Source organism: Cyanobium sp. T1G-Tous, assembly GCF_024345455.1.
Lineage (GTDB): Bacteria > Cyanobacteriota > Cyanobacteriia > PCC-6307 > Cyanobiaceae > Cyanobium_A.
Genome location: NZ_JAGQBD010000012.1, coordinates 53,167 through 67,633 on the forward strand (window position 1 = coordinate 53,167; position 14,467 = coordinate 67,633).

16 protein-coding genes are annotated in these 14,467 nt (G+C 66.1%); 9 read left to right on the forward strand and 7 right to left on the reverse strand.

Annotated features, from left to right (window positions below):
- Positions 1–3 precede the first annotated feature (3 nt).
- Together mnmE and KBY75_RS08600 are read left to right on the forward strand one after the other, a co-directional pair.
- A complete protein-coding gene (mnmE, locus tag KBY75_RS08595) occupies positions 4–1,389 on the forward strand; it encodes a tRNA uridine-5-carboxymethylaminomethyl(34) synthesis GTPase MnmE (RefSeq protein ID WP_255023607.1) in 1,386 nt (461 codons plus the stop codon).
- 54 nt (positions 1,390–1,443) lie between these two features.
- Positions 1,444–2,220, forward strand: a complete 777-nt coding sequence (locus KBY75_RS08600) for a hypothetical protein (RefSeq protein WP_255023608.1) — start codon at positions 1,444–1,446, stop codon at positions 2,218–2,220.
- Here KBY75_RS08600 and KBY75_RS08605 read toward each other — a convergent pair.
- Positions 2,211–3,809 (reverse strand): NCS2 family permease, encoded by a 1,599-nt coding sequence (locus KBY75_RS08605; protein WP_255023609.1) that lies wholly within the window; start codon positions 3,807–3,809, stop codon positions 2,211–2,213. The genes KBY75_RS08600 and KBY75_RS08605 overlap by 10 nt on opposite strands.
- Positions 3,810–3,854: 45 nt before the next feature.
- Here KBY75_RS08605 and nadC point away from each other — a divergent pair, with 45 nt between their 5' ends.
- The 6 genes from nadC to KBY75_RS08635 all read left to right on the forward strand — a co-directional run bounded on the left by nadC (position 3,855) and on the right by KBY75_RS08635 (position 10,330).
- Positions 3,855–4,724, forward strand: a complete 870-nt coding sequence (nadC, locus tag KBY75_RS08610; protein ID WP_255023610.1) for a carboxylating nicotinate-nucleotide diphosphorylase — start codon at positions 3,855–3,857, stop codon at positions 4,722–4,724.
- Between the two features lie 134 nt (positions 4,725–4,858).
- The gene (gene grrP / locus KBY75_RS08615; RefSeq protein WP_255023611.1) at positions 4,859–5,800 is read left to right on the forward strand and encodes an extracellular substrate binding-like orphan protein GrrP; all 942 of its coding nucleotides are present in this window, start codon (positions 4,859–4,861) and stop codon (positions 5,798–5,800) included.
- A 31-nt stretch (positions 5,801–5,831) separates the two neighbouring features.
- Complete coding sequence (gene grrA / locus KBY75_RS08620) at positions 5,832–6,248, forward strand: GrrA/OscA1 family cyclophane-containing rSAM-modified RiPP (RefSeq protein WP_255023612.1); 417 nt, start codon at positions 5,832–5,834, stop codon at positions 6,246–6,248.
- Between the two features lie 20 nt (positions 6,249–6,268).
- Positions 6,269–7,423 carry a cyclophane-forming radical SAM/SPASM peptide maturase GrrM/OscB gene (grrM, locus tag KBY75_RS08625; protein ID WP_255023613.1) on the forward strand — a complete coding sequence of 385 codons (1,155 nt, stop codon included), beginning with the start codon at positions 6,269–6,271 and terminating at the stop codon, positions 7,421–7,423.
- A 40-nt stretch (positions 7,424–7,463) separates the two neighbouring features.
- Positions 7,464–9,251 (forward strand): arginine--tRNA ligase, encoded by a 1,788-nt coding sequence (gene argS, locus KBY75_RS08630; RefSeq protein WP_255023614.1) that lies wholly within the window; start codon positions 7,464–7,466, stop codon positions 9,249–9,251.
- Positions 9,251–10,330, forward strand: a complete 1,080-nt coding sequence (locus KBY75_RS08635; protein ID WP_255023615.1) for a histidinol-phosphate transaminase — start codon at positions 9,251–9,253, stop codon at positions 10,328–10,330. The genes argS and KBY75_RS08635 overlap by 1 nt, the downstream gene beginning before the upstream one ends.
- Here KBY75_RS08635 and KBY75_RS08640 read toward each other — a convergent pair.
- The 6 genes from KBY75_RS08640 to prfB form a co-directional block, all read right to left on the reverse strand.
- A complete protein-coding gene (locus KBY75_RS08640; RefSeq protein ID WP_254935521.1) occupies positions 10,327–11,061 on the reverse strand; it encodes an MBL fold metallo-hydrolase in 735 nt (244 codons plus the stop codon). The two genes, KBY75_RS08635 and KBY75_RS08640, sit on opposite strands and share 4 nt — an antisense overlap.
- A gap of 33 nt (positions 11,062–11,094) precedes the next feature.
- The gene (locus KBY75_RS08645) at positions 11,095–11,703 is read right to left on the reverse strand and encodes an aminodeoxychorismate/anthranilate synthase component II (RefSeq protein WP_255023616.1); all 609 of its coding nucleotides are present in this window, start codon (positions 11,701–11,703) and stop codon (positions 11,095–11,097) included.
- Between the two features lie 23 nt (positions 11,704–11,726).
- Positions 11,727–12,164, reverse strand: coding sequence for a diacylglycerol kinase family protein (locus tag KBY75_RS08650; protein ID WP_254928243.1), 438 nt, complete (start codon positions 12,162–12,164; stop codon positions 11,727–11,729).
- Positions 12,161–12,694, reverse strand: coding sequence for an rRNA maturation RNase YbeY (ybeY, locus tag KBY75_RS08655; protein WP_255023617.1), 534 nt, complete (start codon positions 12,692–12,694; stop codon positions 12,161–12,163). The genes KBY75_RS08650 and ybeY overlap by 4 nt, the downstream gene beginning before the upstream one ends.
- Before the next feature lies 1 nt (position 12,695).
- Entirely contained in the window at positions 12,696–12,893 is a 198-nt protein-coding gene (locus tag KBY75_RS08660) for a DUF3285 domain-containing protein (RefSeq protein WP_254935524.1), read from the reverse strand.
- Positions 12,886–14,014, reverse strand: a protein-coding gene (gene prfB / locus KBY75_RS08665; RefSeq protein ID WP_254935525.1) for a peptide chain release factor 2 whose coding sequence is annotated in 2 segments (ribosomal slippage) — positions 12,886–13,938 and positions 13,940–14,014 — 1,128 coding nt in all. Because the reading frame shifts where the segments join, the coding sequence is not laid out codon by codon here. Before prfB ends, KBY75_RS08660 begins: the two co-directional genes overlap by 8 nt.
- 189 nt (positions 14,015–14,203) lie before the next feature.
- Here prfB and grxC point away from each other — a divergent pair.
- Entirely contained in the window at positions 14,204–14,464 is a 261-nt protein-coding gene (grxC, locus tag KBY75_RS08670) for a glutaredoxin 3 (protein WP_254935526.1), read from the forward strand.
- The last annotated feature ends 3 nt before the right edge of the window (positions 14,465–14,467 follow it).

Below are 14,467 nucleotides of genomic sequence, written 5' to 3' on the forward strand. Positions count from 1 at the left end.
GTCATGCCAGACCCCGCCGGATTTGCTGACACCATCGCCGCTGTGGCCACCGCCGTGGCACCGGGCGAGGGCAGTGTGGCGATCGTGCGGATTTCTGGCCCCGAGGCCGAGCCGATCGGCCGGCAGTTGTTTGCGGCCCCCGGCCAGCAGAGCTGGGAGAGCCACCGGGTGCTTTACGGCCATGTGGTGGATCCTGCTAGTGGCGAGCGGCTCGATGAGGCCCTGCTGCTGCTGATGCGGGCGCCCCGCAGCTTCACCCGGGAAGATGTGGTGGAACTGCACTGCCACGGCGGCCTGGTGGCGGTGCAGCGGGTGCTGGAGCTGGTGCTGGCGGCTGGGGCGCGGCGGGCCCTGCCGGGGGAATTCAGCCAGCGGGCGTTTTTAAACGGCCGGCTCGACCTCACCCGCGCCGAGGCGATCAGCGAAATGATCACGGCCCGCAGCCGCCGGGCGGCCCAGCTGGCCATGGCGGGCCTTGATGGCGGCCTGCAGCTGCGCATCGGCGCCCTGCGCGAGCGCATGCTCGATCAGCTGGCGGAGCTGGAGGCGCGGGTGGACTTCGAGGAAGACCTGCCCCCCCTCGATGGCGCGGCAGTAACGGCGGAACTGGCGGCGGTGCGGGTGGAGCTGGAGCAGCTGGTGGCTGAGGCGCGCCAGGGGGAGCTGCTGCGCCGTGGCCTGCGGGTGGCGATCGTGGGCCGGCCCAACGTGGGTAAATCCAGCCTGCTCAACCTGCTCAGCCAGCGAGAGCGGGCGATCGTGACCGACCTACCGGGCACCACCCGCGACCTGCTGGAAAGCGAGCTGGTGCTCGACGGCGTGCCGCTCACCCTGCTCGACACCGCCGGCATTCGCCCCACCAGCGACCGGGTTGAGCAGCTGGGCATCGAGCGCTCCCGCCAGGCCCTGGCCGCCGCTGATGCGGTGCTGTTGCTGTTTGATCTCAGCGCCGGCTGGAGCCTGGAGGATCAGGCCCTGCGGGAGCTGGTGCCCGAGGGAGTCGTGCTGCTGGTGGCGGGCAACAAGGCCGATGGAGCGGGTCTGCCGGTGGGTTTGGTGCCCCCGGCGGATGGGGAGCCGGCAGATGTGCGCTTCTGCGCCCTCACTGGCGCCGGCCGCGACGAGCTTGTGGCGGAGCTGCTGCGCCGCTGCGGAGCTGGCTGCCTTGAAGGGGTGCAGGTGGCACTCAATGCCCGCCAACGGGATCTGGCGGCGGCAGCAGCCCTGAGCCTGGGGGCTGCCCTTGAAGCTGCGGCGCAGCAGCTGCCCTGGGACTTCTGGACGATTGACCTGCGCGCCGCCGTGCGTGCCCTCGGCGAGATAACAGGCGAGGCGGTGAGCGAGGCGGTGCTGGATCGGGTGTTTTCGCGTTTCTGTATTGGCAAGTAGGTCCTTTCCCAAACTGCCTCTTGCCAAACTGCGATCACTTGATGATGTGAATCGATGGCCAATCCCCGCGCCCTGCTTGCCGCCGTGGCTCTTTGCGCTGGCCTGGTGCCAGCAGCCGCTGCCGCTGAAAAGTCGGCCGCGGCGGCTCTGGCCCAATGCAAATCACCCGCAGCTGGCACCTTTGTGGTGCTCGGTAGCGGTCAGCAGCGGGGCGAACCCACGGCCCTGCTGATGCAGGAGCGCTGGTTTGCCGATGGCCGCATCGAAGGGGTGCGCTACCTGCGGGAGGGTCGCCGTTTTACGGAAGATCGCTACAGCGGCCAGGTGAAAGCCGATACCAACTGCTGGGCCCTGGTGGAGCGCCAGGGTTCGGCCGGTGCCATGGCTGACGCGGTCGCCCTGGACGGCCTGGGCCGGCCGCGCACTTCCCTGGTGGTGGCACCCAGTGAGGTGCTGTCGTTGCGCTACGTGGCCCAGGCCCCAGGCGCTTGCCGGCCGGAGCAGCTCGATGGCTTGGTCACCAGCCAGCAGCAGGGCCAGAGCTGGCTGGCTGGCAGCTGGCAGCCCAATGCCGTAGTGCAGCGGGAGTGGTGGCAGGCAGGGGCGGTGCAGGGCCTGGCCCTGGCGAGCTATGCGGGCCGCCAGGACCGGGTCACCTACAGCGGCAATCTCAAGCTGGCTGCCAGCTGCCTGGGTTCGATGACCCAGAGAGATTCTGCGGGTGTCTCCTACAACTACAAAGTGGTGCTGCTCGCCAATGGTGGTGGCTACGTCTATCTTCAGACCGACCCAGACAACCTCACCCTCGGTTTGCTGCAGCATCAGCGCTGAGGCCGCAGGCCCCAGCGGGTTGCCAGGAACACCAGGGCCATTACGGCGTAGCCGAGGGCCCAGCTGCGGCCCACGCCCCAGCCCAGCTGCAGCACGGTGTCGGAGCTGGTGAATTGCCAGGCGTGGATCACGCCAAACCAGGACAGCAGGGCTGCGATGGCTGCGCAGGCCGCCGCCGCCAGCAGGCGGGCCTCGATCACGTACACGAGCATGCCCGCCAGCAGCATCGCCGTGATGATCTGGCCTTGTTCAAGGGCGAAGGCCCCGGCGGCCCACACATCGGCCTGGGCCAGGGGGGCCAGCATGGCTGGCCCAAAGGGGTTGGCGGCCGTGCCGCTGCCACCGGCCCGCAGCCCAGCTTTCAGCATCAGGGCGCCCCAGCCGGCTAGCCCGGGCAGCAGCCCCAGGGCCACGGCCGGAGCATGGCGAGGCGGCGTGGCCTGGAAGGCCTGGGCAGCGATCACCAGGCCGATGTACAGCACGATCGCCATGCCGGCTTCAATTGGCACCAGTTGGCCGACCACGCCAAACAGGCCCAGCAGGCAGGCGGCGCCCATCACCACGCCATTGAGCCAGGAGTAGCCAATGCGGGCGCCCATGGCCTTCCAGCCCGGGTGGCCGATGTAGATGGTGGTGGGAAAGCAGGAGCCCAAGGTGGCGGCGGCCAGGGTGCCGATGCCATTGATCAGCATCGAGCTGGGCACCGGATAGCTATCGCCGGCGGCTTCGGCGCTCTCCAGGTTTTGCAGCGAGCCGATCACATTGAAAAGTCCCATCGGCACTATTACCCCCAACCAGGGCACTAGCTGGCCGCGCGCCTGCCACAGGTCAGCCAGTTGCAGCTTGGGTAGATGGAGCCCAATCAGGGCCGTGCTGCTCTGCCAGCGCACTGGATCGAGGTCGATCAAACCATTGGCCCAGGCCAGGGCGATGCCCAGCAGCACGGCCACCAGGCCGGCGGGCACCGGCCAGCGCACCGGCGCGTAGTAGCCCACCAGGATCACGGCCAGCACTGCCAGCCCCACCACCGGTTGGGCGTAGGTGCGCAGCAGGAAGCCCAGGGCGATGTAGCCCAGGGCAATGCCCGCCAGGGTGGAGAGCAGGGCTGCGCGAGGCAGCCAGCGCTGCAGGCTGTTGCCGATGAAGGCACCGGCGCATTCGATCAACCCCGAACCCAGGCAGGCGATCAGCCCGGCTCGCCACGAGAGGGTTACCGCTGCGGCTGGATCCAGGCCCTGGCTCAAGGCCGTCAGCTTCACTGGCAGCATCACCAGAAACACATAGGCGAACAGGCTCACCGTGTTGATGCCGTAAGGCAGGGCGGTGCGGTCGTCGCGCCCCTCGCGCTGGTCGAGCTGAAAGGCCTGGCGGGCGTAAGCCAGGTTGCCGACCACCAGGCTGATGCCAGTGGCAGGCAGGATCGCGCCGAAGATGAGGCTGTCGGGATAGCCGAGTACGCCGCGGCAAAGGGCCACGATCAACAGGATCTGGATCAGGTTGTCGAGCCCGAGGCCGAGGAAGCCATCGAGGTCACCGGCGGTCCACCAGCGGGGTTTGCCCATGCCAGCGCTCTGATGCGAAGTGCTCATCAGACTGGCACCACCCATCATGGGAAGGCCTGCTCCGGAGGGGTAATGCCTGCTGCCCATCTGCCTTCCACCCCCGAGCTGGAGCTGCAGCTGCGCGCCTGGTTGGCAGAAGATATCGGTCGCGGCGATCTCACGGCTGCGGCGCTGGCTGGGCGCCTTGGCCGGGCCCACTGGCTGGCCAAGGCGCCCGGGGTGTTTTGCGGCGGGGTGCTGGTGGAGCCGCTGTTCCGCTTGCTGGATCCGGCGCTGCGGGTGCAGTTGCTGGTGGTTGATGGTGAGTCGGTGGTGGCAGGACAGCGGCTGCTGGAGCTGGAGGGTGGAGCCGCTGCCCTGGTGGCCGGTGAGCGCACGGCCCTAAACCTGGCGATGCGGCTTTCCGGCATCGCCACCGCCACCGCCGCCCTGGTGGCCGAGCTCGAGGGCACGGGCGTGCGCCTTGCCGACACCCGCAAAACCACGCCGGGCCTGCGCCGACTTGAAAAGTACGCCGTGCGCTGCGGTGGCGGCAGCAACCACCGCCAGGGCCTCGATGACGCCGCCATGCTCAAGGAAAACCACCTGGCTTGGGCCGGTGGGGTAGCGGGTGGTTTGGAGGTGGCGATCGCGGCGGTGCGGGCCCATGCTCCTTGGCCAGCCCGGGTGATTGTGGAGGCGGAAACGGCGGCTGAGGCGGCGGCGGCGGTGCAAGCGGGCGCCGATGGGGTGCTGCTGGATGAATTCCCGCCGGCCCAGTTGCGGCAGCTGGTGCCCGAGTTGCGCAGCCTGGCCTCCGGCCGGCAGCTGGTACTGGAAGCCTCAGGCGTGCAGCCCGAGCAGCTCCGCGACTACGCCAGCAGCGGCATCGACCTGATCTCCACCAGCGCGCCGATCACCCGCAGCGCCTGGCTTGATCTCAGTATGCGGTTTGATTTTTGAGCCCAGTTGGCAGTGGCCCCGAGCCTCTGCATACTTCGGTTAGTTCATGTCGAGGTTGGGTGGCAGCACCAAAGCGCAGCTTTTCCAAGCGCAGCTCTCGCTTAGCTGGCCTTGGTCGCCGGCTTGCTGCTGGCGTGGGAGCTCTCGGGCTGCTGGCCGTAATGCCGGCGGCGGTACAGGCCCAATCCCAAACCAAACTCCCGGCCCAACCCCCAGCAAAGCCCCAGCAGGAGGGGGCGGTGCAGCGGGCAGCGCGCAGCGGCCAGCTGGTGCTGAGTGGTTTTGCCGACGTCCCACCCCTAATGATGCTGAGCCCCCAGGGCCAGCCCTCCGGCTACGGCATCTTGGTGGCTGAGCGTATTGCCGCTGAGCTCAGCCAGGCCGTGGGCCGGCCTGTGAGTGTCCGCTTTGCACCGACTGGCGATCCGTCCAGCTTGGTGAACAGCATCACCAGCGGTAAGGCGGACCTCGCCTGTGGCCTGCCGTTCAGCTGGGAGCTGGACATGCAGGTGGATTTCTCGCTGCCGATCGGCCTTTCCGGCGTGAGACTGCTGGCGCCCAGCGGGCGTTTTGATGGCAGCCCGGCCGCTCTGGCGGGAAGGCGGATCGGGGTGGTGCGCCAGTCGCTTGGTGAAACCGAACTGCGGGGCATGCAGCCCAAGGCCATCCCCGTCGCCTTTGACAGCCTCAAGGCTGCCGTGGCCGCCATGCAGGCCGGTAGCGTCGATGGCGTAATTGGCGACACGATCGTGCTGGCGGGGCTGGTGCGCCAGCAGGGTCTGCCCGGCTTGGCCCTCAGTCCTGCTTTGCCCTACGAGGCCTATGCGGTGAGCTGTGTGCTCGCCGAAAACGACTCGGCCTTCCGCAACGTGGTCAATCTGGCGATTGCCCGGCTGCTCCAGGGCTATCTCGATGGCCAGCCAGACACGGTGACCGCCGTGAACCGCTGGCTTGGTCCGGCGAGTGCGCTGGGATTGCCCGAGTCTGTGATCCGCGCCAGCTTTGAGGCTGTGCTGTTGGGGGTTGAGACGATTCGCCCCGTTCTTGAAGGTCAGGCTGCTTCGACCGCCCGCTGATCCCCTCGCTGAAACCCTTTTTGTAGTTGTTATGGCGTTCTTGAACCGCTCCCATCTCTTCGGCCTGTTGCTGCTTGCCTCCCTGCCCCTCGATGGGGCGGCGGCCCTGGCCTTGGCCAGCGCCGAGCACGAGCCTTCAGCCCAGGACCAAACCGCAGCTAAACCAACCTCCCTCAGCATTGAGGAGCGGCTGAGCCGAATTGCGGCGGCAGTGCAGGAGCGCGATGGCACCGAAGCCTCTGGTTTGCCCGATGACGCCGTGTCCTACGTGTTCGTCAACGGCGGGGGCATGGGCTGGGGCAACGGCGGCTTTCGCAACGGCGGCTTTTATAACGGCGGCTTCAATAACGGCGGTTTTTATAACACCGGCTTCAATAACGGTGGCTTCCGTAATGGTGGCTTCCGCAATGGGGGCTTCCTAAATGGTGGTGGTCGCTACTGGCGCTGATCGCTCCCCAGGCTGCTGAAGTGGAAAGCCAGGCTTACGGCCCCGTGCGGCTGCTGGTGGTACAACCCACCCCCTACTGCAACCTCGATTGCGACTATTGCTATCTGCCCGATCGGGGTGATCGCACCCAGCTCTCCCTGGAGCTGCTGGAGGCGGCAGTGGAGCGGGTGCTCGATAGCCCCTATTTCGAGGGTCAATTCACCCTGCTATGGCATGCGGGCGAACCTCTGATGGCGTCAATATCCTTCTACGACCAAGCCAGTGCTCGCCTGCGCCAGCTGCTGGAGCGGCGCGGCCTGCCCGCCGGCACGATCGTCCAGTCGCTGCAGACCAATGCCACCGTGATCAATGGGGCTTGGTGCGACTGCTTTGAGCGCAATGACATTCACGTAGGGGTGAGCATGGACGGCCCTGCCTTTCTGCATGACGCCCACCGGGTTACCCGCACCGGCCTGCCCACCTATGGGGCGGTGATGCGGGGGATCGACTGGCTGGTGCGGCGCCAGATTGCTTTTCAGGTGATCTGTGTGCTCACCGCCGACGCCCTCGACCATGCCGATGGCCTGTTTGATTTCTTCCTCGAGCACGGCATCACCGACGTGGGCTTCAACATGGAGGAGACCGAAGGGGAAAACGCCGCCTCCAGCCTCGAGGCTCCCTGCGCTGAGCAGCGCTATCGGGCATTTTTGGAGCGGTTTTGGCAGCGCTGCATGGAGCAGCCAGGGAGCCTGCGCCTGCGGGAGTTTGACGGGATCGTCAGCCTGGCCTGCAGCAATGCCCGCATGGCCCAAACCGACATGAACTCTCCCTTCGCGATCGTCAATGTGGACGCCCGCGGCAATGTGTCGACCTTTGATCCCGAGTTGCTCTCGGTGCCCACCGCCGAATACGGCGACTTTGCTTTTGGTCATGTGTTGCACGACAGCCTGGAAGCCATCGCTGCAACAGACAAATTGCAGCTGGTGCTGCAGGAGATTCGCTCCGGTGTGGAGCGCTGCCGCCAGGAGTGTGAGTACTTCGGGTTATGCGGGGGTGGTGCGGGCAGCAACAAATACTGGGAGCATCGCAGTTTCGACTGCACCGAAACCCAGGCCTGCCGCTATCGCATCAAGCTGGTGGCCGATGTAGTGCTGCAGGGAATGGAGGCAGACCTGCAGCTGGCTGGAGAGGGATGATCACAGCAAGTGCCTGCCGCCACTGCGGCCCACCGTTGCCATGCTGACCGTTCTCCATGCCCTGCAGGGCCAGCTTCTGGCAGCTATGCAGCGGGCCTTCCCGGAGGCGGGCCAGACCCTGGATCCCCAGCTGGCGCCAGCTTCCAAGCCGGAATTCGGTGACTTCCAGGCCAATGGGGCCCTGCCCCTGGCCAAACCCCTGGGCCAGCCGCCCCGGGCTATTGCCACGGCGATCGTGGAGCAACTTACGGCCGATCCTGCCTTTGCCGAGCTCTGCCTGGAGCCCCAGATTGCTGGACCCGGCTTCATCAACCTCACCCTGCGGCCCGAGCGGCTGGCGGCGGAGCTGCAGGCCCGGCTCGGTGATCCGCGCCTGGGGGTGCCGAGCCTGGGGGTGGCCGGCGTGGCCCCGACGCCGGTGATTGTGGACTTCTCCAGTCCCAACATCGCCAAGGAGATGCACGTGGGGCATCTGCGCTCCACGATCATTGGTGATGCTCTGGCGCGGGTGCTGGAGTTTCGCGGCCACCCGGTGCTGCGGCTCAACCATGTGGGCGACTGGGGTACCCAGTTTGGGATGCTGATCACCCACTTGAAGCAGGTGGCGCCAGAGGCTCTCACCAGGGCCGATGCGGTGGATCTGGGTGATCTGGTGGCCTTCTATCGCCAGGCCAAGGCCCGCTTCGACGACGACGAGGCCTTCCAGACCACCTCCCGCGAAGAGGTGGTGAAGTTGCAAGGGGGCGATCCGGTGTCGCTCAAGGCCTGGGGGCTGCTCTGCGACCAGAGCCGCCGCGAATTCCAGAAGATCTACGACCAGCTCGACATACGTCTTGCTGAGCGCGGCGAATCCTTCTACAACCCCTACCTGCAGGCGGTGGTTGACGACCTCAAGGCTGCCGGTTTGCTGGTGGTCGACGCCGGTGCCGGCTGCGTGTTTCTTGAGGGGGTGAGTGGTAAGGACGGCCAGCCCCTGCCGCTGATCGTGCAGAAGAGCGATGGCGGCTTCAACTACGCCACCACCGACCTGGCGGCAATTCGTTATCGCTTCGCTCCCGCGCCGGCCGGCGATGGCGCCGGCCGGGTGATCTATGTGACCGATGCGGGTCAGGCCAACCACTTCGCCGGCGTGTTCCAGGTGGCCCAGCGGGCGGGCTGGATTCCCTCCCACTGCAGCGTCGAGCACGTGCCCTTCGGTTTGGTGCAGGGCGACGATGGCAAAAAGCTCAAGACCCGCTCCGGCGACACGGTGCGGCTCAAGGACCTGCTCGATGAGGCGGTGGAGCGCACCGAGGCCGATCTGCGTCAGCGTCTCGCCGATGAGCAGCGCAGCGAAGACGAGGCTTTCATCCAGCAGGTGGCCACCTCCGTGGGCTTGGCGGCGGTGAAGTACGCCGACCTCAGCACCAACCGGATCACCAACTATCAGTTCAGCTTTGATCGGATGCTGGCCCTAACGGGCAACACGGCGCCCTATCTGCTCTATGCGGTGGTGCGCATCGCCGGCATCGCCCGCAAGGGCGGCGATCTGGGGGCTGGCGCCGTTGCTTCACTCACCTTCAGCGAAGCGCCGGAGTGGGCGCTGGTGCGGGAGCTGCTCAAGTTTGATGGGGTGATTGCTGAGGTGGAGCAGGAGCTGCTGCCCAATCGGCTTTGCACCTACCTGTTTGAGCTCAGTCAGGTGTTCAACCGCTTCTACGACCAGGTGCCGGTGCTCAAGGCCGAGGAGCCGTTCCGCTCCTCCCGTCTTGCGCTCTGCCGCCTCACCTCCGACACCCTTTCCCTCGGTTTGGGCCTGCTCGGTATCCCCACTTTGGAGCGGATGTGATGGAGCCCCAGGCGCGCCCCGAGGTTGAAGGGCTCCAGGCCTACAGCGCGCCGCTGGAGGGGCGGCGAGGGATGCTGCGGCTCGATTTCAACGAAAACACGATGGGCCCAAGCCCGCAGGTGGTGGCTGCGATCCGTGCCATTCCGGCTGAGCAATACGCCATCTATCCCGAATACGACGGCCTGCGCCAGGCCGTGGTGGCCAACCTGGCAGGCGTTGGCCTGAACCGGCCGCTGCAGCCCGATCAGATCGGCCTGTTCAACGGGGTGGATGCGGCGATCCACGCCATCTTTCACGCCTACGGCGACCGGGGCGACACCCTGCTAACCACCAGCCCCACCTTCGGTTACTACACCCCCTGCGCCCAGATGCAGGGCATGGCGATTGAGGCGATTCCCTACCGGTTGCCGGATTTTGGCTTCCCATTCGAGGAGCTGCGGGCGGCACTGCACGGCTGCCCGCGCATCCTGCTGATCTGCAATCCCAACAACCCCACAGGCACCCGGCTGGCGGCCGAGCTGATCCTGGAGCTGGCGGCTTCGGCGCCCGGCACTCTTGTGGTGGTGGATGAGCTCTATGAGGCCTTCACTGGCGACAGCGTGCTGCCCTTGGCCGATTTCGCTGCCACGCCGAATTTGCTGGTGCTGCGCTCACTAGCTAAAACTGCTGGACTGGCGGGGCTGCGCATCGGTTTTGCCATTGGCGCGGCGCCAGTGGTGGATCGGCTCGCTCGGGTCACAGGCCCCTATGACATCAATAGCTTCGCCGTGACTGCCGCCCATGCGGCCCTGGCGGACCAGGCCTATGTGGATAGCTATGTGGCCGAAGTGCTGCGGGCCCGCACCTGGCTGGTGCAGCAGTTGCAAGCGGCTGGCGTGCGGCATCACGCCGCAGGTGGCAACTACTTGCTGATCTGGCCCGAGCGACCGGCTGAGGAGGTGGAGCAGCGCCTGCGGCAGGACGGGATTCTGGTGCGCTCGATGGCGGCAAAACCTCTGATCGATGGCTCCTTGAGGGTGAGCCTCGGCACCATTGAGCAGATGCAGCGCTTCTGGGCTGCCTATCTGCAGGCCAATTAGCGCATCACCTCGATCACCATGCCATCGCCGAGTTTGCCCGGCAGGCTGAGGGTGCGGCCGGGGCGCTTCACCGGGGTGCCGCCCATGGCATCAAGGAAAGGTTGCACCGTGGTTTGGTCGCAGTCCTTGGGGGTTTTGCCGCTGACAAATTGCACCGGGATCACGCGGCGGGGCTGGAGCTCGCGCACCACCTCGGCGGCTTCGGCACCGGTGTACACCTTGGCGCCGCCACCCACGCCGATGATCAGCACGTCTGGACGACCCAGCATCACCTTGTCGGCGGGGGTGAGCCGGGCCGCGGTACCGCCGAGATGGGCGATGTCCAGGCCGCCCTGCTTCCAGCGCCACAGGGTGGATTGGCCGAAGCGGCGCCCACCAACTCGATCGTGGGGGCCGGAAATGCCTTCGATTGAAAGGCCACTCACCTTGAAGGAGCCTGGATCCACCAGCATCTTGCCGCTGGCCACCGGTGCGCCCTCATCCAATAGTCGGCTGCTGGCCAGGATCACCGTGGCACTCACCCGGGGTTCGGCCAGTCCGGCGGCACAGGCCACTGCTTTAAAGGGGTTAACCAGCACGCTGGCCCCGCCACCACTGATCAACAGGGCGCTGTGGCCGTAGCTGGTGATCGTGACGCCGCTGCCTGCGAGGGCTGGGCCAGTTGCCAGCAATGCGGCGCCCAGACCGAGCGAACTCAAGCTGAGAGCAGCGAAGGTGGGCAGCGAGCGCATGGAGAAGCGGCAGTCGCTGTGAAGCTAACCCAACTAACTTGCTATGGCTGGCTGGCTGGCCTGGCGCAAAAAGTTCGCCAGCAGGGCGTGACCCTCCTGGGTGAGCACGCTCTCGGGGTGGAACTGCACCCCTTGAATGTGGGGGAATTCGCGGTGGCGCAGGCCCATGATCGTGCCGTCGTCGAGCCAGGCGGTGATCTCCAGGCAGTCGGGCAGCGTCTCGCGCTCGGCGATCAGGCTGTGGTAGCGGGTGGCGGTGAGCGGGTTGGGCAGCCCCTCAAACACGCCTTGGCCGGCGTGGTGCACCGGAGAGGTTTTGCCGTGCATCAACTCCTTGGCCCGCACCACCTTGCCGCCATACACCTGGGCGATCGACTGGTGGCCCAGGCACACCCCCATAGTCGGGATGGTGGGGCTGAGCTGCTGCAGCACCTCCAGGCAGACCCCCGACTGATCTGGATCGCCGGGGCCCGGTGAAATCAAGATTGCTGCGGGGGCCAGGGCGCGGATCTGCTCGAGGCTGAGGGCGTCATTGCGCTCCACCCGCAGCTCAGCGGCTATTGGGTGCTCGGGGGCCAGCTCGCCCAAATACTGCACCAGGTTGAAGGTGAAGCTGTCGTAGTTGTCGAGAACGAGAAGCATCGCCGCGCCTGGCCTGCCCCCATTCAAAGGCCCAGCCGGTTCAGCAGCGGCGGCACAAGCAGCAGCAGGGCGATCATCAGTGACGACAGGGCCGCCACCAGCACCGCAGCGGCGGCGCAGTCCTTGGCAATCCGGGCCAGGGGGTGGAACTGGCGGCCGATGGCCAGATCCACCACCGCTTCGGTGGCGGTGTTGAGCAGTTCCAGAACCAGCACGGCCGCCACGGTGAGCACCAGCACCGCCAGCTGGGCCGTGGGTAGTTGCAGCCACACCCCCAGGCCAAAGACCACCGCTCCGGTGATCACATGGATGCGGAAGTTGCGCTGGCTGGCAAAGCCATAGGCCAGCCCCTGGGCGGCATAGCGGAAACTTGCGGGCAGGTCACTGGCCACCGTCCAGGCCCGGTCCCTGAGGCGGCGCCCACGAGTTTCTGGGGTCGGTAAGGGGCGCAGATTGGTCATGGCTCCGCTGGCACCTTAACCAGCTCTTTCTGGCGCGCCAGCATGGCGGCGAGGCTGGCTTCGTCGGGGTGGTCCCAGCCCAGCAAGTGCAGCAAGCCATGGCTGGCCAGAAACAGCAGCTCCTGCTCCAGGTCGTGGCCATGCTCCGGCGCCTGGCGTGCTGCCGTTTCTACGGAGATAACGATGTCGCCCAGCTCCAGGGGCTCCGCCTCCCCGGATGCCGGCATCGGCGGGGCGCCATCGGTTGCTTCGTCCTGGGCGGCGAAGGCCAGCACATCGGTGGGGCCTTCCTTCTCGCGCCAATCGGCATTGAGCTCGGCGATTTCGGCGTCAGCCACCAGGCTCAGCCCCAGGCTGTAGGCGGGGGCTTGCAGGGCGGCGGGGAGCTCCTGGACCAGCTGGCCTAGCCAGGCGCTCAATAGGGCCTGCCAGTAATCGGCACCTGTCAGCTGCGGGGCTACTTTCAGATCGGGATCAGCCAGATCGGGATCGGCGCTAAAGGCCAGGTCAAGATCGGTCGAGGCGGGCATCTCAGCCTCCGGGCAGTTGGGGGCGGCCGAGCCAGGCGATCAGCAACAGGAAGCCCGTGAGCCCGAGGGCGGTGAGACCGAAGTGAAACAGGCTTTGGCGGCCCTTGCGCACCATGTTGCGCATCGCCAGCTTGATGAAGCTGGGGTTTTCGCTGGGCTGGGGCACACTTTGAGAATCATTTTGAATTGGCTCAGTCATCGCTGCCGCCTCCAGCTAGCTCGACGCCCGCATGCAGCAGGCTCTGGATAAAGGGATCGAGATCGCCGTCCATGACGCCCTGTACGTCGGTGGTTTCCTGCTGGGTGCGCAGATCTTTCACCATTTGATAGGGGTGAAACACGTAGTTGCGGATCTGGTTGCCCCAGGCCGCTTCCACAATGTCGCCGCGGATGTCGGCGATCTCGGAAGCCCGCTGCTCCTGGGCGATCACCAGCAACTTGGCCATCAGCAGGGCCATCGCCTTTTCTTTGTTTTGCAGCTGGGAGCGCTCTTGGGTGCAGCGCACAAACAGGCCGGTGGGGATGTGCAGGATGCGCACGGCCGTTTCCACCTTGTTGACGTTCTGGCCGCCAGCACCGCCCGAGCGAGAGGTGGTGATCTCCAGGTCCTTGTCGGGGATGTCGAGCTTCACGTCCTCGTCGATCTGGGGCATCACCTCCACGCCGGCGAAGCTCGTTTGGCGTTTGTCGTTGGCATTGAAGGGGGAGATGCGCACCAGCCGGTGGGTGCCCTTTTCGTTGCGCAGATAGCCGTAGGCGTAGCGGCCCTCGATTTCGATTGTGCAGCTCTTAATGCCCGCTTCTTCCCCCTCGCTGAGCTCGTCCACAGTCACCTTCATGCCGTGGTCTTCGGCCCAGCGGGTGTACATGCGCATCAGCATCAGGGCCCAGTCCTGGGCGTCGGTACCGCCGGCACCGGCGTTGATGCTGATCACGGCGCCCTCCTTGTCGTAAGGGCCCGAGAGCAGGCGCTCCAGTTCCCAGCGGTCCAGGTCCGCTTTGAGGGACTGCAGGGCTTGGTTGGATTCGGCCAGCAGCTCCTCATCGGGCTCGAGGCTGTAGAGCTCAACGGTGGCCTCCCCATCGGAGACGCTGGCCTGCCATTTGGCCAATTGCTCAAGCTGGGCCTTCACTTCGTCGAGCTGGCGCATCTTGAGCTGGGCCTGCTTCTGGTCGTCCCAGAAGTCGCTCTGGGAGGCCAGCTGCTCCAGATCCTGTTGGCGGGCTTTCAGGGCCGGTACGTCAAAGACAGTCCTGGGCGTTGCCCAGGCGGTCAGTGAGCTCGGAGAGGTCGCGCTTGAAGTCGGTGAGATCGAGCACCGGTGCGGCTGAATAGTTGCTTGACGGTATCAGCGCCGGCCAGCTCCGCCGCTAGGGGGCGGGGATGGGGGAGCGGTTTTGTTGATTGGCTAAGTCTTGGCTTAGCTAATTGATTTAGGTGCACGGCTCCCGATCCCGCGCGCCCTGGCCCGCTTCTACGATCAGCAAAACCTGACCGGAGCCGCTTAGATGGCCGCCACCGTTGAGATCTACACCTGGCGGGCCTGTCCCTTCTGTGTGCGCGCCAAGGCCCTGCTCGATCGCAAGGGCGTGGCCTACGCCGAATTTGCCATCGATGGCGACGAGGCGGCCCGCTCGGCGATGGCGGCTAAGAGTGGCGGGCGCCGCAGCGTGCCCCAGACCTTCATTAATGGTCAGCACGTGGGTGGTTGCGACGACCTGCATGCCCTCGAGCGCTCCGGCCAGCTCGATGTTCTGCTGGCGAGCTGAGCG